This is a genomic window from Clostridium sp. AUH-JLR23, from assembly GCF_964238065.1.
In the GTDB taxonomy this organism is placed as follows: Bacteria; Bacillota_I; Bacilli_A; order Erysipelotrichales; family Coprobacillaceae; genus Allocoprobacillus; species Allocoprobacillus merdigallinarum.
Genome location: NZ_CAXSKY010000001.1, coordinates 14,117 through 38,145 on the forward strand (window position 1 = coordinate 14,117; position 24,029 = coordinate 38,145).

The following is a 24,029-nucleotide window of genomic DNA, read 5'->3' on the forward strand; positions in this document are numbered from 1 at the left end:
AAAATATCTCCTAGATTTTTTCTGGGAGATATTTTTTAAGTCTTTTTTGTCCTTCGTCTGATAAAACAATATCTGTTTCAGCAAAGTATTGGGCTAAGACATCAGCGTCTTTAAGAATCTCACTATATGCATCATCAACTTTATCTTTTTCACTATGTCTAGCAATGGCTTGTTGAATAATAGCTTTTTCATCATCCTGAAATTCACTTAAAATACTACTGATCCATTCACTACATCTTAGACCATGCTGGAATGAGGAATGTTGAGTGAATTGAATGTAGTCATGAAATAATCCAATGATGCCTGCAAGTTCAACATCTAAGTGATGTTCTAAGGCAAGTTTCTGACATAAAGTAGAGACTTGAATGCTGTGTAGTAAAGCTTTTTGCTTATAAATACCATGACATTGTTCTTCAATATGTGTAAAGAAATAGTCTTTTAATGTTTCATAACGATTCATCTTCTTAACCCCTTTGGATATAAGTTTTTAGCTAAGCCTTGACTTTCTTTATAGAAAGAAAGAGGATAATCTTCTACAAAAATGACACCATAACCTTTGTGGTTTGATCCCTGGATGGCTTCTCCATGCAAATACTGTTTGATTTCATCATCATTTTCATGAAAACGATAAAACTGTTTGACGTCTTTTTGAGTTAATGTTAAAGCTAAAGCAAGACTTGGTTCAAATCTGTTTTTCTTACATTCCCCTAGATAAAGTCCATTGCGTAAAACACGTATTCCTTGTAAATCAGGGAATTGAGGCATGAGAGCATAAATATGATTATGATTGTCATAAAGATAATCAGGAGTAGGAATGTTGAGATATTTCTGATAAAATTCATCAACCAGTTTTTGATTTTGTTTAGAAATATGAGGTTTCATAGGCTTGTATTTTTTAGATACAGACTGACCATTTTTTTGAATGCAGGCAATGAAATGTCCCTCGCCCTGATAATGATGCGGATATAAACGAACAACTCCATCTAGTCCAATGCCATTAGCCATTCCATGACTTCTTTTGAGTGGCTTTAAACAACAATCATATCGTTCAAGAATATATTTGATCTGTTCTTCATTTTCTTTTGTATTATATGTACAGGTAGAATAAATCAGTGTCCCTCCAGGCTTTAATAATTGCATCGCCTGATCAATCAATTGTCGTTGAATATAGGCACACTCCTGTACTTTTTCAGGGGACCATGTTGTGATAGCTTGTTCATCTTTTCTAAACATCCCTTCACCACTACAAGGTGCATCTAAAATGATTTTATCAAAAAATTCAGGAAGAATTTTTGTAAATTGAATAGGATCACAATTGGTTACAATGGTATTTTTTAAACCAAATCTTTCAATATTTTCAGAAAGAATTTTGGCACGCAATGTATTGATATCATTGGTAATCATTAAGCCTTGAGGACCTAATCGACTAGCTACTGCACAGCTCTTTCCTCCTGGAGCACCACACATATCTAATACATAATCATCTTTTTGAATGTCTAAAAAATGAGCAACAAGCATGGCACTTGGTTCTTGAATATAATACAAACCACAAGAGAAAAAAGGAGATTTTCCTAGTGGGTATTTTTCATAATCAAAATAATATCCATCTGGTACAACTGGATGGGGAGAAATAGCATCCTGATTGAAATAATGTAGACAATCCTTTTTTAAAGGATTTAAATAAAAAGCTTTAACAGGAGGCTTTTGTAATGATTGTATAAAATCATCATATTCATCTTTTAATATTGTTTTCATTTCATTTTTAAATAATTCATTCATTTTGTTCACCAATGCTATTATACAAGTGAAAAATGTCTATGTAAACTAGAAAAGATATGTTAAAATAAGAAACGGTGATGGTATGAAAAGGTGTCAATGGGCATATAATGAGCGTTTAATCGCTTATCATGATCATATATGGGGTATTCCTCAACATGATGAAACGCAATTATATAAAATGTTAGTTTTAGAAGGTTTACAGGCAGGACTGAGCTGGGATATTATTTTAAAAAAAGAAGAATTATATGATAAGGCTCTTGATCATTTTGATTATCATCGCATTGCCTTATATGATTCAAAAAAATATGATGAGTTAATGCAAACAGAAGGATTGATCAAGAACCGTTTAAAAATGAAGGCAATTATAACGAATGCCAAAGCTTTTCTTGAAATTCAAAAACAATATGGAAGTTTTGATTCTTTTATATGGTCTTATGTTGATTTTCAACCGGTTCAACATCATTATCAGACATCACAGGATGTTCCATCAAGTGATGAACTATCTACACAAATTTCTAAAGATTTAAAAAAACATGGTTTTTGTTTTGTAGGTCCAACAATTATATATAGTTATTTGCAGGCTATTGGTATATATAATGATCATGAAATAAATTGCGATTTTTATTGATTTTTAAAAAGATATGTAATATAATAAATAAGCAATTTGATTTGCCTGAGTGGCGAAACTGGTATACGCACAGCACTCAAAATGCTGCGACCTATGTCATGTCGGTTCGAGTCCGACCTCAGGCACCAATTGAATACAAAATCATGGAAAAGATTTCTTTTTCATTAACATGAAGGTATCGAACAAGATAAAGAATTTTGTTCGATATTTTTTTATGGCTCAATACATATTTTTATACACAAGATGATGAATTGATATGACTGATAAGCTGTTTCAAGAATTTTATAGGAGTAGTTTTCATATAAAATTCGACAGGATAAAAGAAAAAATGACTATATTTGATAATATTCTTGGAAAAAAATGACGAAAAAGTGAAGAAAATAGATCAAAAACATATGTTATTCTATGAATATTTTGGAAATATTGTAAAATAAAATCAGGAGGTGTAAAAATATGTTAGAAAATCATATTTTTGAATGTGTTGATCATATTTATGATGATATTATTTTAAATGAATCTGATGAATTAAAAGATATTATTCGTCAATTTGAAGATGTAGCAGGAGATGAAAGTCCTTATTTTTTAAAGAAAGGTATTATGTTAGCCATGACATTATGTTTGAATCAGCTTCAATTTCAGGATGAATTGTTTGAAGGTGTTTTACAGGAATATTTAGAACATATGATGGAAGCTATTCCTGAAATGAAGAAAACAGTCATATGTCGTATTGTGGTTAGAGAGTTAGAAAAGTATATTCATCGCCAGGTACGTATCCCTTATCATATGCCTTTAGATGAATTGGCATATTATATATTAACCATGTTTCAGGCAGAGGGTACTCATCTTTTTACATTTATAACTGATCAGGGAAAATTTGGTTGTGATCAATGTGATGAAGAAATGTTAGATGATTATGCATCAGATGTTTTCTTAGATGAACTAGATTTGAAAAAGGGAGATACTTTTTCGTTATGGTATGATTTTGGTGATGATTATATATTTGATATTCAGATTCAAGATATTGAACAACACCCAAATGTACAAACTCTTCACGATATAGAAATTATGGCTGGAGAAGGCTTTGGTATTTGGGAAGATGAACATTCACTTTTGGATATGTATTATCATGATAGACAAGCTTTCGTTGAGCATATTCAAGATTTAGGTTTGAATTTGGATGACTTTATTTTTGAAGAATTTGATGTAGATACTGCAAATGGTGCTTTATTTGATGATTATGAATTTTTAAAACATGCTTATATGTATGATGAATATGAAATGTAATGGTTTGTGTTTTTGAATGGAGACTATAAAAACATGATTTGAGGATGAAAAATAAAGATAAAATAGATATTCTGTTGATATTGAAAAAAATATTTGACAATATAAAAAAGCTTGTTATAATGTATTAGTGCAATAAATGATAGCAGCACATAGAGGGTTAGCCCATGCGTTTGTGACAAAGGGATGTAGAGTATCTTGCTGCAAAGAGAAATACTTAGTACAAACACACCCTAACTGATCTATGCATGTTATTGTTTTATGCCAAATAAAACAATAGGAGGAAAGAAAATGTCACGTTATACTGGACCACAATGGAAAAAATCTAGACGTTTAGGTTTTTCAACATTAGAAACTGGTAGAGAATTAGCAAGAAGACCATATGCACCTGGTCAACATGGTCAAAAAAGAAAGAAATTAACAGAATATGGATTACAATTAGCTGAAAAACAAAAAGTAAGACATATGTATGGAGTTAATGAAAAACAATTCCATAACACATTCAAAAGAGCTGGAAAAATGGAAGGAGTTACTGGTTACAATTTCTTCTGTTTACTAGAATCTAGATTGGATAATATTGTTTATAGATTAGGTTTTGCAACAACAAGAAGACAAGCAAGACAGTTAGTTAACCATGGACATATTTTATTAAATGGAGTTAAAACTGATATCGCTTCTTGTCAAGTTAAAGTTGGAGATGTTATTTCTGTTAAAGAACGTTCTCGTTCATTAGAAATTATCAAAAACGCTTTAGCTTCTCAAACACATGTACCAGGATTTGTTGAAGTTGATGCTGATAAAATGGAAGGTAAATTCATCAGATTACCTGAAAGATCAGAATTAAATCAAGAAATCAATGAATCACTTATCGTTGAATACTACAACCGTTTAGGATAAGATGATCAATATCAAAGTATTGGACAGTTATTTTGTTCAATACTTTTTTCTTTTGATGGCAGTATATCTCTTGTCTATGTAGGATTTTGGAAAAAGATGATGAAATACCTTTCTATTTATGATAAAATAAAACTTAGGAAAAGAGAGGAATTTTAAATGATGGATAATATTATGAGATTGATTGAACAAATAGGTATACGTAATCTCATTTTTATAGGTATAGGTATTGTTGCGCTTGTAATACTACTTTTATTTTATAGGGGAATGAGATTAAGAAAATATAGGAAATTAATTGTGGATGTGGAAAATCGCATGAATGGCATTAAATCACTGCCATTACAATATCGTTTAGGAAGAGTCCACAGTATTTCTAAAAATATGCCAGAGGTTCTGGAAAAATATGAAGAATATGCTCAGGAATTTGAACGTATTACAGATTATCAGAAAAATCAATTAGGTGTATTGGTTAATGAAGTAGATGAACAGCTTTTTTATGGTAAACTTAGAAAAATATCTTCTAAAATGAAAGAATTAGAAAGCATGTTGAAAATCTATGAAGATGATTCTCAAGCTTTACTGGCAAAAATTGAAGAGATTACTGAAATTGAGAATGTTCAAAGAATTGAAATTATTCGTGTGAAAGAAAAGTATCGACAATTGATAGATTACTATGAAACAATCCGTTTTAAAGTAGAAGATTTTGTTAAGGGCATTAAAAATATTTTTAATAATCTTGATGATTCTTTTGTAAAGCTTGAAGATATGATGAATAATCAGAGGTTTGAAGATGCTAAAAATTTAACACAGGATATTGATAAAAAAGTAGATTGGTTAAATGCCCGATTACAGGAGTTACCTGATTATATCGCTATTGTCAGACAGTATATTCCTAAAAAGATTCATTATTTGGATAATTTGATTAAAGATATGTCTAATGGAGAATTTGCGTTAGAAAAGTTAAATGTATCTGCACGTTATCAGGCCATCCAATCCACTTTAGAAACAACAACTCAACATATTCAACAATTACAATTAGAAAATGTTGGCGAAGTCTTACAGAAATTAGTTGATGATATTGATGCTATTATTAAAGATTTAGAAGTTGAAAAACAATCATATGATGATTTTAAAACAAAATGGGATGAATCTTATACAGTTATTACTCAGATTTATGATCAGTATAAACAAGCTTTAATTGATCAAAATCGTATTGAAAATTTATATTTGATTAATGAAGATTATGTTGATATTCAAGAAAAATATAAAGACTTTGATCAGATTTTAAGAGAATCTTATGATTTAGAAGAAGAAATGAATGCAGGTAATTTCTCTTACTTACAAATGATTGATAAAGTTGAAAAGATAAAAAATGCAGCTTTAACTCATCAGGATGACTTAAATTCATTCTTTGCATTTCGTGATCATTTATATTTACAGGAACAGCGTGCTATTGATGAGTTAGAAAATATTAATATTGTATTATTGGAAATCAAATCTGAAATTAAGAATAAACACTTACCTATGATCAATGAATCTTACAAAGATTATATTCAGGATTCTTACGATAAAGCAGCACAGATTCAAGCCTATCGTATGCACCGTCCAGTGGAATTATCTGAATTATCTAAACGTGTTGATAGTGCAAGAGATATTATTTATAAATTATATGATAATGTCCATAACTTAATTGTCACAGCTGAAATGGTTGAAGAAGCTATTGTTTTTGGAAATCGTTATCGTTCTACTTTTTTAGAGGTGAATACTGAATTAACAAAGGCAGAAGTCTTATTTAGAAATGGTGAGTACACAAAAGCTCTATCAACTGCAGTAGATATTATTGAAAAGATTCAGCCAGGTTCATATGAAAATTTAATTCAAAAAACAAGCGAAAAGTCCTAATTTGGACTTTTTTAGTGGCTTTTTCTTAATAAAAATGGTATATATACATATAATGAACTATGGAGGAAAGATATGATTTATTTAGATTATGTATCAACAACACCATTGAACCAAGAAGTGAATCATATGTATCAGTCATTATTAAATGATTATTTTGCTAATGCTGATTCGTTATATTCTTTAGGATTAAAAACAAGTGCTTTAATGGAAAAATCAAGAGAATTAACAGCACAATTATTACATGTTTTACCAGAAGAAATTATTTTTACAAGTGGTGCCAGTGAATCTAATAGTGCAGCTATTAAAGGATGTGCTTTTCAATATCAAAATAGAGGAAAACATATCATTACAACTGCAGTAGAACATTCCAGTGTTTATCAGTCATGTATTCAATTAAGAGATGTCTTTGGTTTTGAAGTTGATTTTATATCAGTAGATGCTTCAGGAAATCTTGATTTAAAACAGCTGGAAGAAGCAATCAGACCAGATACAATTTTAATCACGATGATGTATGTGAATAATGAAGTGGGAATGGTTTTTCCTATTGAAAAGGTTTATCAGATGATTCAAAAGATCAATCCAAAAATAAAATTACATGTCGATATGGTACAGGCTTTAGGAAAGATGCCTATTGATCTCACTCATGTAGATTTAGCGAGTTTTTCAGCACATAAAATTTATGGATTAAAAGGAAGTGGTGTTTTATATAAAAAAACATCTACGTCATTAGTTCCATTAATTAATGGTGGTCAGCAGGAACATCAATTGCGTGGAGGAACATCTAATACAGCTACACATACAATGTTTGCGAAAACATTAAGATTAGCTCTAGAAAATTTAGAACAGAAATATCAATACGTGACTTCTTTGAATCATTATATAAGAGAACAGCTCACTCAGATACCTGATATTGTCATCAATACACCTAGTGAGCATGTTTCACCATATATTCTCAATTTTTCATGTGTAGGGTATAAACCAGAAGTGATTTTACATGCTTTAGAAATGTATGAATGTTATGTATCAACCAAAAGTACCTGTTCATCTCATAAAAATGATATTTCAAGAACATTACAGGCGATGGGAATTCGAGAAGATATTGCTAAAAGTGCGATTCGTATTAGTTTTTCTCATCATACGACACAAGATGAATTAGATGAATTTTTATTTTATTTAAAGAAAACTTTAAAAACTATTAAGAAACAGAGGTAATTGTCAATGAAATGTAGTCATATTTTAGTCAGATTTGGAGAACTCACAACAAAAGGGAAAAATCGTAAACTTTTTATTCGTAAATTAACACAGAATACAAAGGAAATATTAAAAGAGTTTTCACATTTAAGATATGAAATGTCTTTTGATCGTTTATATATTATGTTAAATAATGAAAATCCAGAGGCTGTATGTCAGAAGTTACAAACAGTCTTTGGCATTCACTCTTTTTCAGTTTGTTATAAAGTGGAAAGTGATTTAGAAAAAATAAAAGAAGTATGTTTACAGATTATAGAGAAAAATGAAGGGCATACTTTTAAAATCAAAACAAAGCGTAATGATAAGGATTATCCACTTCACTCACATGATATCAATACGGCTATTGCTGGATATATTTTTCATCATACATCAAAAGAGTTAAAAGTAGATGTTCATCATCCAGAAATATTAATACAAGTTGAATTGCGTAAAGAATGTACCTATGTTATGGATAATGTGATTCAAGGTGCTGGTGGTTATCCTGTTGGTATTGGTGGAAAAGCTTTATTGATGTTATCAGGTGGGATTGATTCACCAGTTGCCGGATATTTAACATTAAAACGTGGCGTTGATATTGAATGTATTCACTATGCTTCACCGCCATATACAAATGAATTGGCAAGAGAAAAAGTATTAGATCTTGTTGATGTTTTAAGACATTATACTCATGGAAAAATTACCGTACATATCATTCCTTTTACAGATTTGCAGTTAGCTGTATATGATCATTGTGATGAAAGTTATGCAATGACAATTATGCGTAGAATGATGTATCGAATTGCTGAAGGCGTGGCACATCAAAATCAATGTTTAGCATTAGTGAATGGTGAAAGCATTGGACAAGTGGCTTCTCAAACTTTAGAAAGTATGTCTGTTATTAATGAAGTGATTCATATGCCAGTTATTAGACCAGTTGCTTGTATGGATAAATTAGAAATTATTGATATTGCTCAAAAAATTGGAACATATGATATTTCTATTCGACCACACGAAGACTGCTGTACAATTTTTACACCAAAGCAGCCTGCTACAAAACCAAAAAGCTATAAAGCTGAAGCATTGGAAGAAACATGGGATTATCAAACGATGATTAATGAATGCATTGAACAATGTGAAACAATTGTTATTGATGATCATTATAAAGAAGTAGAGGATTTGTTTTAATGAATGATGAAATTTGGGATTTGTATACGCAGGATCGAGTAAAAACAAATCAAAAGATGATGAGAAGCGAGAAGATTCCTTCTCATCTTTATCATCTTGCTGTTCATATTTGCCTTTTTAATGATCGAGATGAAATGTTGATACAACAAAGATTTAAGAAAAGAAAAACATGGTCAGGATTATGGGATATGAGTGCTGGTGATAGTGCATTGATGAATGAAACGAGTTATATGGCAGCTGAAAGAGAAGTTTATGAAGAATTAGGTATTCAATTATCTTTAAAAGATATAAGACTTTTTTGACAATTCATTTTGATCAAGATCTTGATGATATTTATCTTATCCGTTATCTTGTCAATATTCAAAATTTAGTTATACAAGATGAAGAAGTACAAAATGTGAAATGGGCAAGTCTTGAAGATATAACAAATCTTTTGAAACAAGAAAAATTCGTTCTATATCATCAAAATCTTATATCATTATATTTTGAAATGAAAAATAAACATGGAGCACAAAGATTATAAATATAAAAAGTTTTTTTTATTTTGAATATATATGATGTTTTGTTAATTTATAACCGATTATTCAAGTCAGGTTGCTATGTTGAAAGGAAATCTTATATGCAAAAGTTATTAAAAGATATATCGACTCAATTTCATTTGCTACCTAAATGGAAACAAAGAATATCATGGTGGTATGTTATCTCGGTAAGTTTGATTTTAGTACAATATTTCATCAATCGTCAATTAGATATTCATACATATTTTCACCCATTTATAAGTATAATGATTAATATACTTGTGATTATAGATATTTTTCTTATACCTGTTATTCTTGTGGTTATAGAGATATTAAGTGAAAAAATGAATTTATTACTTAAATTGATTCAAATCTTTTTATCAATTGCAGGGGTAGGTATAATAACACTTATCTTATCTATGATGTTCTTTATGACGAATAAATCTGCAATCAGTAGTAATACTGTAAATATTTCTTTTAGTAATAATAAAGTTTATATTGAAAATAGTGTGTGGCTAGAGAAATCATATTGATGTATATCAAATTGAAAATTTAATTTTTATAAAAAAGATTAGCAGTTACTAATGAATAAAAGTTTTAATTGAGATATCTTAATGATTTGGTAAAATTATTTTATAATATTTCAATCTCGTTAATTGTAATAAAATATCAAATATAATATATTAAATTGACAGGAACATTTAATAAAAATGAGTATGATGTCAGTCATATTCTTTTTAAAAAGAGAGTTTACAAAATTTTTTTAAAATAAATGAATAATTTTGTCACCTTGACACAAACTAATTGTGTCAGGAGGTGAAAGCAATGAACTCAAAAAATTCAAAAAATAGATTAGTTGTTCCTGGTGCTCAAAATGCAATTGATCAAATGAAATACGAAATCGCTAATGAATTTGGTGTTAATCTTGGACCTGATGCAACATCTCGTGCTAACGGATCTGTTGGTGGTGAAATCACTAAGAGATTAGTTGAAATGGGACAAAATCAGATGGCAGGTAGACAATCTCAAAATCGTTAAGCTATTATAAAAAATCCTAGTCATAATCTTTATTATGAGTAGGGTTTTTTCATTTTTGATAAAAAGTGTATTCGCTTTCAAATTTTTGTTGAGTTTATTCTACAATTTATGTACAATAAATATATGTTATGTATTGTAGGAGGAATAAAAATATGACAAAAATTATGGCAGTCAATGCAGGAAGTTCATCTTTAAAATTTCAATTATTTGAAATGCCTGAAGAAACAGTCATTACATCAGGAATTGTAGAAAGAATTGGGATGGATGATGGTATTTTTACAATAAAATATAATGGAGAAAAAAAGACAACGACATGTCCGATTCCTGATCATCAGGTCGCTGTAGAAATGCTTTTAAAAGCATTGGTTGATGAAGGAGTCGTGACAGAATTAAAAGAAATAGATGCTGTTGGACATCGTATTGTTCATGGTGGAGAATATTTTAGTGATAGTGCTGTTGTTGATGATGATGTTGTCGCAAAGGTTGAAGAACTTTGTGAATTAGCGCCTTTACATAATCCAGCACATCTAATTGGATATCGTGCATTTAAAGCAGAATTACCTAATGTACAGCATGTCTTTACTTTTGATACAGCTTTTCATCAAAGTTTAGATAAAGAAAGATATTTATATCCATTACCATTAGAATATTACACAGATTTAAAAGTGAGACGTTATGGAGCACATGGAACAAGCCATAAATATGTTTCTGAACAAGTGATTGATATGTTAGGAAATCCAACTGAATCACGTGTTATTGTTTGTCATTTAGGTAATGGTGCAAGTATTTCAGCAGTATTAAATGGAAAATGTATTGATACATCTATGGGATTCACACCACTTGCAGGAGTTATGATGGGAACACGTTGTGGAGATGTTGATCCATCTATTATGCCTTATTTATGCAAGAAATTAAATAAAACACCAGATGAAGTCTTAGAAATTTATAATAAGAAATCTGGTATGCTTGGTATTTCAGGAATTTCATCAGATTCTCGTGATATTGAAAATGCTTTATTTAAAGAAGGTGATGATAGAGCATTATTAACAAGTTTATTATATGCAAGAATTGTTTCTAAATATATTGGAGCTTATTATGCTGAACTTGGTGGATGCGATGCGATTGCCTTTACAGCTGGTGTAGGTGAAAATGCAGCTTATTTAAGACGTTTGATTATTGATGATGTTTCAAAAGCTTTTGGTGTCTTCTTGGATGAAAGACTAAATGCTGTGAGAAGTGATGAAAATAGAGTGATTTCTCATCAGTTCTCACAAATTAAAGTTATGGTTATTCCAACAAATGAAGAAGTTATGATTGCAAGAGATACAGTCAGATTATTAGGGCTATAAGAGAGTTGAATGATCAACTCTTTTTTATTATGGTTATTTTGATATAGAAGAATAAATCTTTTATAAGTTCATATTTATGTGATAATATGGTATTATGATAAACAAAGGTGATGAGAAATGGATAAAATATTAAGAATTAGAAAAGAGTTTGATCAGGTTATTATATATAGACATGTGAATCCTGATTTAGATGCATTTGGTTCACAACTGGGAATGTATTGGACATTAAAATCAATCTATCCACAAAAAAATATTGTTTTAGCTGGTGAAATGAACAGTGATTTATTAAAGTATTATCCTTCTTTTGAAATGGGTGAAATCAAAAAAGGTTATACTTTAGGAATTGTTTTAGATACAGCCAATCGTGAACGTATTGATGGGGATATATCTGTGTGTGATCAGATACTAAAGATTGATCATCATATAGTTGTTGATTCATATGGTGATATTAATATTGAAGATGAAAAAGCATCTTCATGTAGTGAAATTGTAACTTTATTAATGAAACGTGGGAAAGCTCAAATCCCATTAGAAGCTGCCAATGCTTTGTATTTAGGAATTATTGGAGATAGCAATCGCTTTTTATATCATTCGACATCTCAAAAAACTTTTGAAGCAGCTTCTTATCTATTGGATATGGGAATTGATATTGAAAAATTATATCAGAAGCTTTATATGCGTACAAAACAGGATTTAGAAATTACAAAATTTATTTATAATCATTATCAGGAAGATGGTCATATCGCATGGTATTATTTGAGTGATGAAAATTTAAAAGCATTACAGATGAGTCGAGAACAAGGGTCTTCTTATGTTAATGTGTTAGCTAATTTTGAAGAGTATTCTGTATGGATGGCTGTGACTCAAAATAAAAAAGACAACAACTATCGTGTGAGTATCAGAAGTCGTGGTATTCCTGTTAATGAAGTGGCAGCGCTTTTCCATGGTGGTGGACATGCTTATGCTGCAGGAGCAACCCTTCAATCATTAGATGAATTGGAAGAACTTATTGAAAAATTAAAGGAGAAAATCAATGGAAAATATATTTGAAAAGTTTTTTACAAGAATGACAGAAAATAGGCAACGTCAATTTTTTCAACAACGTCAGCCCCAAAAAGGCGGGACAATAAAGGCATTGGTCATTGTTTTGATTGTTTTTTTGATTGTTGAATACTTTGTTTTGATTCCTATTAATTTGAGATCACCTGATTTTGTTTTCTTTTTCAGTATTCTGCTTGTTATTTTTATAGCATTAAGAAGTTTATTTCAGGCTTCATTTGATAAAGTAAATAAGATACTTAGTGTAGTGATTGCGTTATTGTTAGTTTATGTCTTTGCTGGACAATTAATCAGTTCACCTATCTTTTTTGCATCGAGTTATCAAAAACAATTAGATGTTGATAAAAATGCTGATTTCTATAAAGATAATCCTAAAGTGAATTATCAGTCAATTCCTGTTGTTGATAAAGAGAGTGCTGAACGTTTAGGAGATCGTAAAATGGGTGAGATTGTCGATTACGTTTCACAATTTGAAGTTGATAATGATTATGTTCAAATCAATTATCAGGATAAACCTTATAGAGTCACAACATTATCATATAGTGATTTGATTAAATGGTTTACGAATCATCGTGAGGGATTACCTGCCTATATTCGCGTAGATATGGTGACACAGGAAAGTGAAGTTGTTCGTTTAGATGAAGGAATGAAATACTCACATTCTGATTTATTCTTTAGAAATATTGATCGTCATTTACGTGTTCACTATCCAACTAAAATGTTTGAAACACCTTCATTTGAAATTGATGATGATGGACATCCATATTGGGTAGCACCGACTTATACTTATAAAATTGGTTTATTTGGTGGTAAAGATATCACAGGTGCAGTGTTAGTTGATGCTGTGAGTGGTGACTGTCAATATTATGATATTCAAGATGTTCCAACATGGATTGATCGTGTTTATCCTTCTGAATTGTTAATAGAACAGCTTAATAACTGGGGAAAATATACACACGGTTTCTTTAATACGATTTTCTCTCAAAAAGGTGTTTTAAAACCAACAGACGGATATAATTATATAGCTTTAAATGATGATGTTTATTTATATACAGGTTTAACATCAGTATCTAATGATGCTTCCAATGTAGGATTTGCATTGATTAATATGCGTACGAAAGAAGCCAAATATTATGCGATTAGTGGAGCAGAAGAATTTTCAGCAATGTCTTCTGCTGAAGGAAAAGTTACAGATTTAAAATATACGGCAACATTCCCTATTTTGATTAATGCTGGAGGAGAACCAACATATTTTATGTCTTTAAAAGATAGTGCAGGTCTTGTTAAAAAATATGCGTTTGTCAGTGTTGAAAATTATCAGATTGTTTCAGTTGGTGATAGCGTTGCCGAAGCAGAAAAAGAATATTATGCATTGTTGAAAGATAATGGTAAAACAAATGTTGATTATGATACAGAAAAATTAACAGCTGTTGTCAGTGATATTCATGAAGTTGTTGTTAATGGAAATTCACAATATTATTTCCAGCTTCAAGATTCGAATCATGTCTTTATTGCACCTATTTCATTAAATGCTCAGTTGCCTTTTGTCAAAGCGGGTGATACAGTGACGATTGAATATGTCAATGATGAATCGACTTCACAAACTGTTTCTTCAATTACGATTCAATAAGGAGGAAGATTATGGGTGAATTATTTCAACGTTTAAAAATGTATGAACCTCTATTTGGGAAATGGAAAATAGATTTTATTGCCATCACTTATACAGATATGGCATGGGTCTATTTGAAAGATGATTATGGCAATGATGCTTTAATGAAAGTGAAAACTTTATTTTGCTTAGAAGAAGATGTGGAAAATGAAGTTTATGAATTGATGAATAAATATGACATCTTGGATTTTCCGGATTTAACACATTCACCTTATTTAGAAGAAGAACATTATTATATTGAAGATGGATCTGAAGCCAAAGGTGTTGATATCTGTTTGTTGTCAAGATATTCACTAGAGGAAGATAACGATCAGCTTTTATCTACCAATGAATTGTTTCAATTAGGTCTACAATATATGAATGGACAGGATAGAGTTCAGGATGAATATCGTGCTTATCAATTGTTTGAAAAAGCAGCTTATCATTCACATGCCAAAGCTATTTGTTCACTTGGATATATGAATGAAGTGGGGTTAGGAACAAAAGTCAATAAGGAACAGGCAGTTGCTTTTTATCAGCAGGCTGCTGATTTAGGTGATAGTCTGGCAGCCTGTAATTATGCTTATTGCTGTTTAAAGGGGATAGGCTGTCAAAGCAACTTACAGCAGGCTTTTGAATATTTTGAAAAGTCTGCCCAAGATCAATATCCTCGAGCTGTTTATTATTTAGGAGAATGCTATTGCTTTGGTTATGGAACGCTCAAAGATGAAATGAAAGCCATGACTTATTATAAACAGGCAGTAGATTTAGGATATACACAAGCTAAATATAGCATTGGATATTGTTATGAATATGGTATAGGTGTCGCTAAAGATCTTGAAAAAGCTTTTTTATGGTATTTGGATGGTGCCAAAGATGGTCTGCCTGTTGCACAGGTTCAAGTTGGTTTTGCCTATGAAGTTGGTGAAGGTGTTAAACAGGATAGTGAACAGGCTGTGTATTGGTATCAGCAGGCTTCGTCACAAAATTATGCACCTGCTCATTGTTATCTGGCATATTGCTATGAAATGGGAATTGGAACTCCTGTTGACTTAAAAAAAGCAAAAGAACTGTATTTACTTAGTGCGAATATGGGATATCCTCGTGCTATGATGGCTTATGGACATATGATTGAAGATGAACATCCTGCATTAGCCTTGGATTATCTTAAGCGTAGTGCGGATTATGGCTATTATCCAGCTATCAATAAGTATGCCTATTATTTGGAAAAAGGAATAGGTATAGAAAAAAATGAAAAGCTGGCATTTGAATATATTCAAAAAGCTGCCAATGATCAAGATGCACAAGCGATGTGTACTTTAGGATACTACTATGAAATGGGTATAGGAACAAAAAAAGATACAGCCAAAGCTTTTGAATATTATCGTCAATCTGCCAAGGCAGGTCATTTACATGGTATGACAAACTGGGGTTATTGTTATGAAGCTGGTATTGGAACTGAGCAGGATTTGTCAAAGGCTATAGAGATTTATCAACAAGCTGCTGATTTAGGTTATGATGTGGCGCAATGTAATTTAGGATATTGCTATGAAGTGGGAATTGGGGTAGAACCTGATTTACAAAAAGCCAAAACCTTTTATTTGTTAGCTGCAAAACAAGGACATTTAAGAGCTATGTGTAACTTGGCTTATTTATATGAACAGGGCGTTGACGGTCAACCTGATTATCAGGAAGCTAGAAAATGGTATGAGCAGGCTGCTCAATATCAATATCCTCGTGCACTTTGTTGTTTAGGTTATTTCTATGATGAAGGATTAGGCGTTGATGTTGATTTAGAAAAATCATTTGATTATTATCAACAGGCAGCTAATTTACATGATGGAGCCGCTTTGTGTACTTTAGGCTACTATTATGAAAACGGGATTGGCTGTCAAAAAGATGAACAACAGGCTGTAGAGTGTTATCAAAAATCGGCGGAATCTGGAAACTTGCGTGGTTTAACAAATTTAGGTTGCTGTTATGAACTCGGTATTGGAGTTGAAAAAGATTTATCTCAGGCTATTTCCTGTTATCAACAGGCAGCTGATTTAGGATTTGATGTTGCCCAATGGCGTTTAGGATACTGTTATGAAGATGGTATGGGTGTAGAACAGGATATGTCTAAGGCTATTCAATACTATCAGGAGGCTGCTAAACAAAATAATCCACGTGCTTTATGTGGCTTAGGTCTTATTTATGAAGAAGGTCGAGGAGTGCCGGTTGATTTAACGAAAGCTTTTGAATATTATCAACAGGGTGCACAACTGAATGATGAAGTCTGTCAATGTAATTTAGCTTTTTGTTATGAACATGGAATCGGTGTAGAGCAGGATTTTGCTCAGGCCAAATATTATTATGAATTATCAGCTCAAAAAGGATATCCAAGAGCTTTATGTGGTTTGGGTGTCATGTATGAACTGGGACTAGGATGTCAAAAGGATGAAGAAAAAGCTTTACAGCTTTATCGTCAAAGTGCAAAGTTTAATTATTCGCCTGCCATTTGCAATGAAGCCTCATGTTATGAAAATGGTATAGGGACAAAGGTCGATTTATTACATGCTTTTGAATTATATTTAAAAGCAGCTAAAAATCAATGGGCTCGAGCTATGTATCATGTTGGCCGTTTCTATGAAGATGGCTTAGGAATTGAAGTGGACATAGAAAAAGCTGTACAATACTATGAATTGGCTGGTCAAAATGGTATAGCAGATGGATATGTCGAAATGGGGAGAATGTATGAATGGGGCATATTGAAACAATCCAATGATCAAGCTATAGAATATTATCAAAAGGCGCTTGATATGCAATCACCACGCGCTTATTATGCACTTGGAAATATGTATAAAGATGGAAAAGGTGTTCAACAGGATTATTCAAAAGCGATTGATTATTTTCAACATGCTGCCAAGATGAATCATGCTTCATCGCTTTATAATCTGGCTGTGCTATATGATTTTGAAGCTGGTAAAGAGTTTGAAGATAAACAAAAAGCAATCACCTATTATCAGCAGGCTGTTGATTGTGGACATGCAGGGGCCATGAATAATCTGGCAGTTTGTTATAAAGAAGGAGATGGTGTCAGCAAAGATTTAAAAAAGGCTTTTGAATTATTTTTAAAAGCTGCCAACCTTAATAATGGACACGCTTATCTCAATCTTGCGAGAGCATATACGTATGGACAAGGAACACAGGTTTCTTTAAAAGATGCTAAATACTGGTGTCAAAAAGCACTGGATGCTCATATTGAGGGGGCAAATGATTTAATGAAAGTGATTAAAAGAAAGTCATTTTTGCATCCTAAAAAGATAAAATAAGGACAACACAGATGTGTTGTTTTTATTATGGAATAAAGTTTGGTATATTTCATAAGGGAATAACAATAAATATAGGAATTCACGCATAATTATGATATAATTACAAAATGAATTGAGGTGGAAAGATTATGAAATCAAAGATTTTAATAGTTGATGATGAAGAACATATTAGAGAATTGATCCGTTTTTATTTAGATAAAGAGGGATTCTCAGTGGTTCAGGCTGCCAGTGGAGAGGAAGCTTTACATCTTTTAGAAAATGAATATATTGATTTAGCAATTGTTGATATTATGATGCCAGTGATGGATGGATTTCAATTGGTAGAGGAAATGAAGGAAATGAAAGACATTCCCGTTATTATGTTAACTGCCAAATCACAGTCAGCAGATAAATTAAGAGGTTTTTCATTAGGAATAGATGATTATGTGACAAAACCATTTGATCCTGATGAACTTTTAGCAAGAGTGAAAACAATTTTAAAAAGATATAGTATCAATAGTCAGAATATTGTGACTTTACATGATGTGGTTTTTGATGGTGATAAATATGAAATCAGATATAAAGATCAAACAATTCATTTGCCTTTAAAACAGTTTGAATTGGCCTTTGAATTAGCGAAAAATCCTAATCAGATTTTTACTCGTGAACAGTTAATTGAAAAAATTTGGGGAATGGATTATGATGGATTTGATCGTACTGTAGATGTTCATATTAAACGTATTCGTGAAAATTTAGGACATTTGCCTGGATTTAAAGTGGTGACAGTCAGGGGATTAGGATATAAGATTGAGGTTGAACCATGAAATCCATTTATGGGAAGCTGATTATTGGATTTTTAGTCAGTATTTTATTTAGTTTTTCAATTGCTGGATATTTTTCATTGCGTAAAAATGCAAATGAACTGGGGTTACTGGCTGTTGAAGAACTTAAAAATTCAACAGAACTTATAGAAGATTTTATTCAATTAATCGACCGAGATGATTTAGATAAAATATTACAGGGTTATGCCTCAACTTCAGAAGTGAGTTTTTATATTGAAAGTAATGGTCAAAAAAAGACTTATGGAAATATCAAAGGAGAACATCTCTCTCATGAAGAAACAGATGTTTTAAGAGAAAATATAGGACAAAGTATTATTTTACAAGATTCATCTATACGTATTTATGCAAAATCTTTTGAAGTCAAAAATCAAAATTATATTGTCTATGTTCAAAAAGATATGAGTAAAAGGGAAATGATTTTCCTGGATTCTGCTTTAATAGCTGTCTTTTGTATGCTTGTTGCTGGAAGTATCACATTTTTAGTCATTGCTGATATTATTGTTAAACCTATTTCACGTTTAACTAAAGCAACAAATGAATTATCAAAAGGAAATTATCGTGTTCGTGTTAATTATACTGGTAAGGATGAAATTGCACGTTTAAATCGCAGTTTTAATCAAATGGCTCAACAGCTTGCCAAGCAGGATGAAACACGTCAACAGTTCATATCTGATGTTTCACATGAGTTTCAAACGCCTTTAACGGCTATTCAAGGTTTTGCGACAATCTTAAAGAATGAAAAATTAACTGATGAGCAACGTCAAAAATATGCAGATATCATTTTATTTCATAGTAAACGTTTATCTACACTTTCTAAAAATATGTTACAGTTAACTTTATTGGAAGGTGAAGATGTTAAATTGGAAATCAGTGAGTTCTCGTTAATTGAACAGTTAAATCGTGTTATTGAAACACAAGATAATTTTGCGTTAAGTAAAAATATTGAAATAGAATTTGAAATACCTAAAAATGATATTCGTATTGAAGCAGATGAGTCACGTTTAGAACAAGTGTGGATTAATTTGATCAACAATGCGATTAAATACACACAAGATAATGGAGTTGTCATGGTACATGTCAAGAAAACATCTAAAGAAGTGGAAGTCAGTATCGAGGATACGGGTGTTGGTATGAGCAAAGAAGCTATTTCACATATTTTTGAACGTTTTTATCGTCAAGATAAATCACGAAGTGTAGAAGGTAATGGATTAGGGTTATCTATTGTAAAAAGAATTGTTGATTTACATAAGGGACGTATTGATGTTATATCAAGAGAAGAAGGAGGCAGTCGTTTTACCGTTCATTTGCCTCAGAATAAATCATTTCATATTAGTGAAAGACTTATAAAAAAAGAAAATCATGGTTAGAAAGGAATTGATTTATGTATTTAAAAAGAATTGAATTACATGGTTTTAAATCATTTGCCGATAAATCAGTCATTGAATTTCAACCAGGAATTACTGGGATAGTTGGTCCTAATGGTTGTGGAAAATCGAATATCAGCGATGCTGTCAGATGGGTATTAGGTGAACAGTCAGTGAAATCATTACGTGGTTCTAATATGTCCGATGTTATTTTTAATGGTAGTGAAGACCGTAAGGCACAAAATGTTGCTGAAGTGACACTTGTATTTGATAATGAAGATCGTTTTATGAATGTTGATTATAATGAAGTAGAAATAACAAGACGCTTATATCGTCAAAATAATGAGGCAGAATATTTAATTAATAAGGAACCATGTCGTTTAAAAGATATTGTTGATTTAATTATGGATACAGGTTTAGGAAGAGATTCACTTTCCATCATTTCACAGGGGAATATTTCTTCATTCGCTGATAGTAAGCCTGAAGAAAGAAGAGGAATGTTTGAAGAAGCGGCAGGTGTGGCGAAGTATAAAAAAAGAAAGCTTGAATCGATTCGAAAATTAGAAAGAACAAAGGATAATTTGGATCGTGTTGAAGATATTTGTTTGGAATTAGAAAAACAGATTTCACCATTAAAACGTCAAAAGGAAAAAGCTGAAATTTACTTGGATTTAAAAGAACAGTTACAGTCTATTGAAGTAAGTGTACTGGTAAAAGGAATTGAAACTTTATCTCAATCTTTACAGGATTTAAATCAATCTTTAGATTTACTGGATAAAGAAAAAGTGACAATTGAAGGACAAATCTTAATTAATGAACAACAAAATGAAAGCTTAAAGAAAAAGATGTTTGATTTGGATCAGGAAGTCAATGGACTTCAAGGCCAACTTTTAACAGCTATGAATAATGTTAATCAATTAGAAACACAAAAAGTTGAGATTGATGCTAATCGTAAACATATTTTAGAGACAACTAACAAAGAAGATTTACAGGCACGTATGGAACAGTTAAAAGCTATTTTACAAGATGCTATTAGTGAATATAATGATCGTGTTAATCGTTATAATGAAACAAAGGAAGAAAAATTAACTTTGGAAGCTTCTCAGGAAAAAAATCGTGCTCAGATGAATGCTTTAAGACAGGATATTGAAAATCTTAATTTAAAATTGCATCAAGACCGTCACCGTAGAGAGCAGCTGGTTGATTTGGTAGAAAACAAATCTGGGTATAGTTATGGTGTACGTTCTATTATAAAAGCTAAAGATTCCATGAATGGAATTGTAGGTGTACTTGGAGATTTATTGGAAACTCAAGAAGAATATGAAACAGCTTTAGCAGTTGCTTTAGGAAATGCAGTGCAGTTTATTGTGACTGATAGTGATGAAGATGCGAGACATGCTATTCATTTTTTAAAGAATAATAAATCAGGACGAGCAACATTTTTACCTATCACAACAATGAAGGAAAGACATTTGCGAGAAGAACATTTACTGGTATGTCAAAATACACAAGGATTTTTAGGTGTTATGAGTGATTTTGTGAGATATCCTGATAAAATTAAAACGATTGTTTTGAATCAATTAGGACATGTGATTGTAGCTGATACATTAGAAAATGCATCTCTTTTATCAAAAGCAACATATGCCAGATATAAAATTGTAACTTTGGCTGGTGAAGTCATCAATGTGGGTGGTTCATTAACTGGAGGAAGTTTTAAACAATCTTCATCACTTTTAACAAATAAACGTGAATTAGAATTGTTACAGGAAACCATCCGTCAAAGTGAACAAGATATAACAATGAAGAAAGCCAAACTTAATGAATTAGATAATTTAGCAAGAGAAATTTCTCATAATCTTCTACAAAAACAGATGTCATTTGCTAAATTGGAGTTGGTTGTCACAAATAAGAAAAGTGAATTACAGATTGCCAAAAGTGAATATGAAAGTTTAACACATCAAAGCGTTGAATTATCAGAGATTGAAAAAGGAACGCAAGATAATCAATTGCTTCAAGAGCTAAATGAAGCTAAAAAAAGAAGAGATCGTTTAACTGAAAGTATTCAGGCTAAGCGAGAATTGCGTATGAGTTTTGTTAATGAAAATGATCAGCTGGAAGATACTTTGAAAGTCACACGAGCTCATTTAAGACAAATTCAAAACGATATGACACAAAAGCAGGTTGATAAAGCCAAACAGGAAACAGAACTGCAAAATCATTTACAGCGTTTAAATGAAGAATATAAGATGACATATGAATTTGCCAGTGAAGAATATGCTCGTGATATTGATATGCAAAAATCCAAAGAAGAAGTACGTTTATTAAGACATCAGATTGATTCTTTGGGACATGTCAACTTACAGGCTATTGAAGATTATGAAGAAGTGTCTACACGTTATGAAACTTTAAATCACCAACGTTTAGATCTTATTCATGCTCAGGATAGTATTTTAAAAGCTATTGATGAAATGGATGAAATCATGGTTTCACGTTTTAGTGAAACATTTGAAAAGATTAATCATGAATTTAATATTGTGTTTAGAAATCTTTTTGGTGGTGGAAAAGCGGAATTGAAATATAGTGATCCTGATAATATTTTAGAAACAGGAATTGACATTGACGTACAGCCACCAGGAAAAGCAGTTCAGAATATTACTTTATTCTCGGGAGGAGAAAAAGCATTGATTGCCATCTCATGTCTATTTGCTATTTTACGTGTGCGACCAGTGCCAATGTGTATTTTAGATGAGGTTGAAGCCGCTTTGGATGTTGCGAATGTAGAACGTTTTGCCAAATATTTAAGAGAGTTTTCTCATCAGACACAATTTATTGTTGTCACTCATCGTGAGGGAACAATGGAAGAATGTGATTTGTTATATGGAGCTACTATGCAACAAAAAGGTGTGACAAAACTTGTGAGTGTGAAATTAAAAGATGCTATTGATTTGGCACAAACGGCATCATAGATGAAAAAATATTGACATATCATCAAGAAGTGTTATCTTTATGATATGTCAATCAGTTTGAGGAGGATGTTTATGGGCTTTTTTAGTAAAATCAAAGAAACATTAGTAGGAAAGTCAGCGAAACAAAATGATAAATATGTAGCTGGTTTGGATAAGTCTAATTCTTCATTTTCATCAAAAATTAATGAATTAGCAGCACGTTATCGTGAAATAGATGATGATTATTTTGAAGAACTGGAAAATATTTTGATTATGAGTGATGTTGGTGTCAATATGGTTATGACAATAGTGGATGAAATTAAAAAAGAGGTTCGTCTTCAAAACATCAAAGATCCTAAAGAAATTAATGAAATTATTATTGATAAGATGTTTGTTATTTATGCCAATGATTCCTATATGACAACAAAAATCAATTATGATGATGAAGATTTAACAGTTATTTTAATGATTGGTGTCAATGGTGCAGGGAAAACAACAACGATTGCTAAGTTGGCTCATATGATGCTAAATGAAGGTAAGACAGTCATGGTTGCTGCAGGTGATACTTTTAGAGCTGGGGCCATTGATCAGCTAGATGTCTGGGCTAAACGTCTAGGTATTGAATGTGTGAAAGGTAAAGAAGGTGGAGATCCGTCTTCAGTTGTCTTTGATGCTTTAAAACGTGCAAAAGAACAAAAAGTGGATGTTTTGATTTGTGATACAGCCGGACGTTTACAAAATAAAGTGAATCTCATGAACGAATTAGAAAAGATGAATCGTATCATAAAGCGTGTTGTACCACAGGGACCACAGGAAACTCTTTTGGTTATTGATGCGACAACAGGACAGAATGGAGTTTCACAGGCACAGGAATTTTCTAAAATCACAGATATTACAGGTCTTGTTTTAACAAAGATGGATGGAACTGCTAAAGGTGGTATTGTTTTATCTATTAAAGATGCTTTAAATATTCCAGTTAAATTTGTTGGTTTAGGTGAACAAATGGATGATTTACAGGAATTTGATCTTGAACAATATATCTATGGTTTATGCAAAGGATTATTGGAGAAATAA

20 protein-coding genes and 1 tRNA gene are annotated in these 24,029 nt (G+C 31.4%); 19 read left to right on the forward strand and 2 right to left on the reverse strand.

The window, feature by feature from the left end; translation table 11 throughout:
- Positions 1 to 10 precede the first annotated feature (10 nt).
- Both ACESR5_RS00080 and ACESR5_RS00085 read right to left on the reverse strand, forming a co-directional pair.
- Positions 11 to 460: an HD domain-containing protein gene (locus ACESR5_RS00080; RefSeq protein ID WP_087304554.1), complete on the reverse strand. Its 450-nt coding sequence runs from the start codon at positions 458 to 460 to the stop codon at positions 11 to 13.
- Positions 457 to 1,779: an RsmF rRNA methyltransferase first C-terminal domain-containing protein gene (locus tag ACESR5_RS00085; RefSeq protein ID WP_087242947.1), complete on the reverse strand. Its 1,323-nt coding sequence runs from the start codon at positions 1,777 to 1,779 to the stop codon at positions 457 to 459. Before ACESR5_RS00085 ends, ACESR5_RS00080 begins: the two co-directional genes overlap by 4 nt.
- A gap of 82 nt (positions 1,780 to 1,861) precedes the next feature.
- Here ACESR5_RS00085 and ACESR5_RS00090 point away from each other — a divergent pair, with 82 nt between their 5' ends.
- From ACESR5_RS00090 to ftsY, 19 genes are all read left to right on the forward strand, one after another.
- The gene (locus tag ACESR5_RS00090) at positions 1,862 to 2,407 is read left to right on the forward strand and encodes a DNA-3-methyladenine glycosylase I (protein ID WP_373153693.1); all 546 of its coding nucleotides are present in this window, start codon (positions 1,862 to 1,864) and stop codon (positions 2,405 to 2,407) included.
- A 43-nt stretch (positions 2,408 to 2,450) separates the two neighbouring features.
- Positions 2,451 to 2,535, forward strand: a tRNA-Leu gene (locus ACESR5_RS00095).
- Between the two features lie 325 nt (positions 2,536 to 2,860).
- Entirely contained in the window at positions 2,861 to 3,691 is an 831-nt protein-coding gene (locus ACESR5_RS00100) for a hypothetical protein (RefSeq protein ID WP_373153694.1), read from the forward strand.
- Positions 3,692 to 3,979: 288 nt separating this feature from the next.
- On the forward strand, positions 3,980 to 4,585 hold the full coding sequence (gene rpsD, locus ACESR5_RS00105) for a 30S ribosomal protein S4 (RefSeq protein WP_087242940.1): 606 nt from the start codon (positions 3,980 to 3,982) through the stop codon (positions 4,583 to 4,585).
- A 159-nt stretch (positions 4,586 to 4,744) separates the two neighbouring features.
- Positions 4,745 to 6,484 (forward strand): septation ring formation regulator EzrA, encoded by a 1,740-nt coding sequence (locus ACESR5_RS00110; protein WP_373153695.1) that lies wholly within the window; start codon positions 4,745 to 4,747, stop codon positions 6,482 to 6,484.
- Between the two features lie 72 nt (positions 6,485 to 6,556).
- Positions 6,557 to 7,696: a cysteine desulfurase family protein gene (locus tag ACESR5_RS00115; RefSeq protein ID WP_087304551.1), complete on the forward strand. Its 1,140-nt coding sequence runs from the start codon at positions 6,557 to 6,559 to the stop codon at positions 7,694 to 7,696.
- 6 nt (positions 7,697 to 7,702) lie between these two features.
- Positions 7,703 to 8,899: a tRNA uracil 4-sulfurtransferase ThiI gene (thiI, locus tag ACESR5_RS00120; protein WP_373153696.1), complete on the forward strand. Its 1,197-nt coding sequence runs from the start codon at positions 7,703 to 7,705 to the stop codon at positions 8,897 to 8,899.
- Positions 8,899 to 9,201, forward strand: a complete 303-nt coding sequence (locus ACESR5_RS00125) for an NUDIX domain-containing protein (protein WP_241147449.1) — start codon at positions 8,899 to 8,901, stop codon at positions 9,199 to 9,201. The genes thiI and ACESR5_RS00125 overlap by 1 nt, the downstream gene beginning before the upstream one ends.
- On the forward strand, positions 9,198 to 9,422 hold the full coding sequence (locus tag ACESR5_RS00130; RefSeq protein ID WP_373153697.1) for a hypothetical protein: 225 nt from the start codon (positions 9,198 to 9,200) through the stop codon (positions 9,420 to 9,422). Before ACESR5_RS00125 ends, ACESR5_RS00130 begins: the two co-directional genes overlap by 4 nt.
- A 96-nt stretch (positions 9,423 to 9,518) precedes the next feature.
- A complete protein-coding gene (locus tag ACESR5_RS00135) occupies positions 9,519 to 9,950 on the forward strand; it encodes a hypothetical protein (protein ID WP_373153698.1) in 432 nt (143 codons plus the stop codon).
- A gap of 292 nt (positions 9,951 to 10,242) precedes the next feature.
- Complete coding sequence (locus ACESR5_RS00140) at positions 10,243 to 10,455, forward strand: alpha/beta-type small acid-soluble spore protein (RefSeq protein ID WP_087242931.1); 213 nt, start codon at positions 10,243 to 10,245, stop codon at positions 10,453 to 10,455.
- 152 nt (positions 10,456 to 10,607) lie between these two features.
- Entirely contained in the window at positions 10,608 to 11,804 is a 1,197-nt protein-coding gene (locus ACESR5_RS00145; protein ID WP_087242930.1) for an acetate/propionate family kinase, read from the forward strand.
- Between the two features lie 117 nt (positions 11,805 to 11,921).
- Complete coding sequence (locus ACESR5_RS00150; RefSeq protein WP_087936105.1) at positions 11,922 to 12,854, forward strand: bifunctional oligoribonuclease/PAP phosphatase NrnA; 933 nt, start codon at positions 11,922 to 11,924, stop codon at positions 12,852 to 12,854.
- A complete protein-coding gene (locus tag ACESR5_RS00155) occupies positions 12,838 to 14,493 on the forward strand; it encodes a CvpA family protein (RefSeq protein WP_373153700.1) in 1,656 nt (551 codons plus the stop codon). The genes ACESR5_RS00150 and ACESR5_RS00155 overlap by 17 nt, the downstream gene beginning before the upstream one ends.
- A gap of 11 nt (positions 14,494 to 14,504) precedes the next feature.
- A complete protein-coding gene (locus ACESR5_RS00160) occupies positions 14,505 to 17,825 on the forward strand; it encodes an SEL1-like repeat protein (protein ID WP_373153701.1) in 3,321 nt (1,106 codons plus the stop codon).
- A 128-nt stretch (positions 17,826 to 17,953) separates the two neighbouring features.
- On the forward strand, positions 17,954 to 18,628 hold the full coding sequence (locus tag ACESR5_RS00165; RefSeq protein ID WP_087242923.1) for a response regulator transcription factor: 675 nt from the start codon (positions 17,954 to 17,956) through the stop codon (positions 18,626 to 18,628).
- The gene (locus ACESR5_RS00170) at positions 18,625 to 20,013 is read left to right on the forward strand and encodes a cell wall metabolism sensor histidine kinase WalK (protein ID WP_087297699.1); all 1,389 of its coding nucleotides are present in this window, start codon (positions 18,625 to 18,627) and stop codon (positions 20,011 to 20,013) included. Before ACESR5_RS00165 ends, ACESR5_RS00170 begins: the two co-directional genes overlap by 4 nt.
- Before the next feature lie 14 nt (positions 20,014 to 20,027).
- Entirely contained in the window at positions 20,028 to 22,976 is a 2,949-nt protein-coding gene (locus tag ACESR5_RS00175; RefSeq protein WP_087297698.1) for a chromosome segregation protein SMC, read from the forward strand.
- A gap of 72 nt (positions 22,977 to 23,048) precedes the next feature.
- Complete coding sequence (ftsY, locus tag ACESR5_RS00180) at positions 23,049 to 24,029, forward strand: signal recognition particle-docking protein FtsY (RefSeq protein ID WP_087242917.1); 981 nt, start codon at positions 23,049 to 23,051, stop codon at positions 24,027 to 24,029.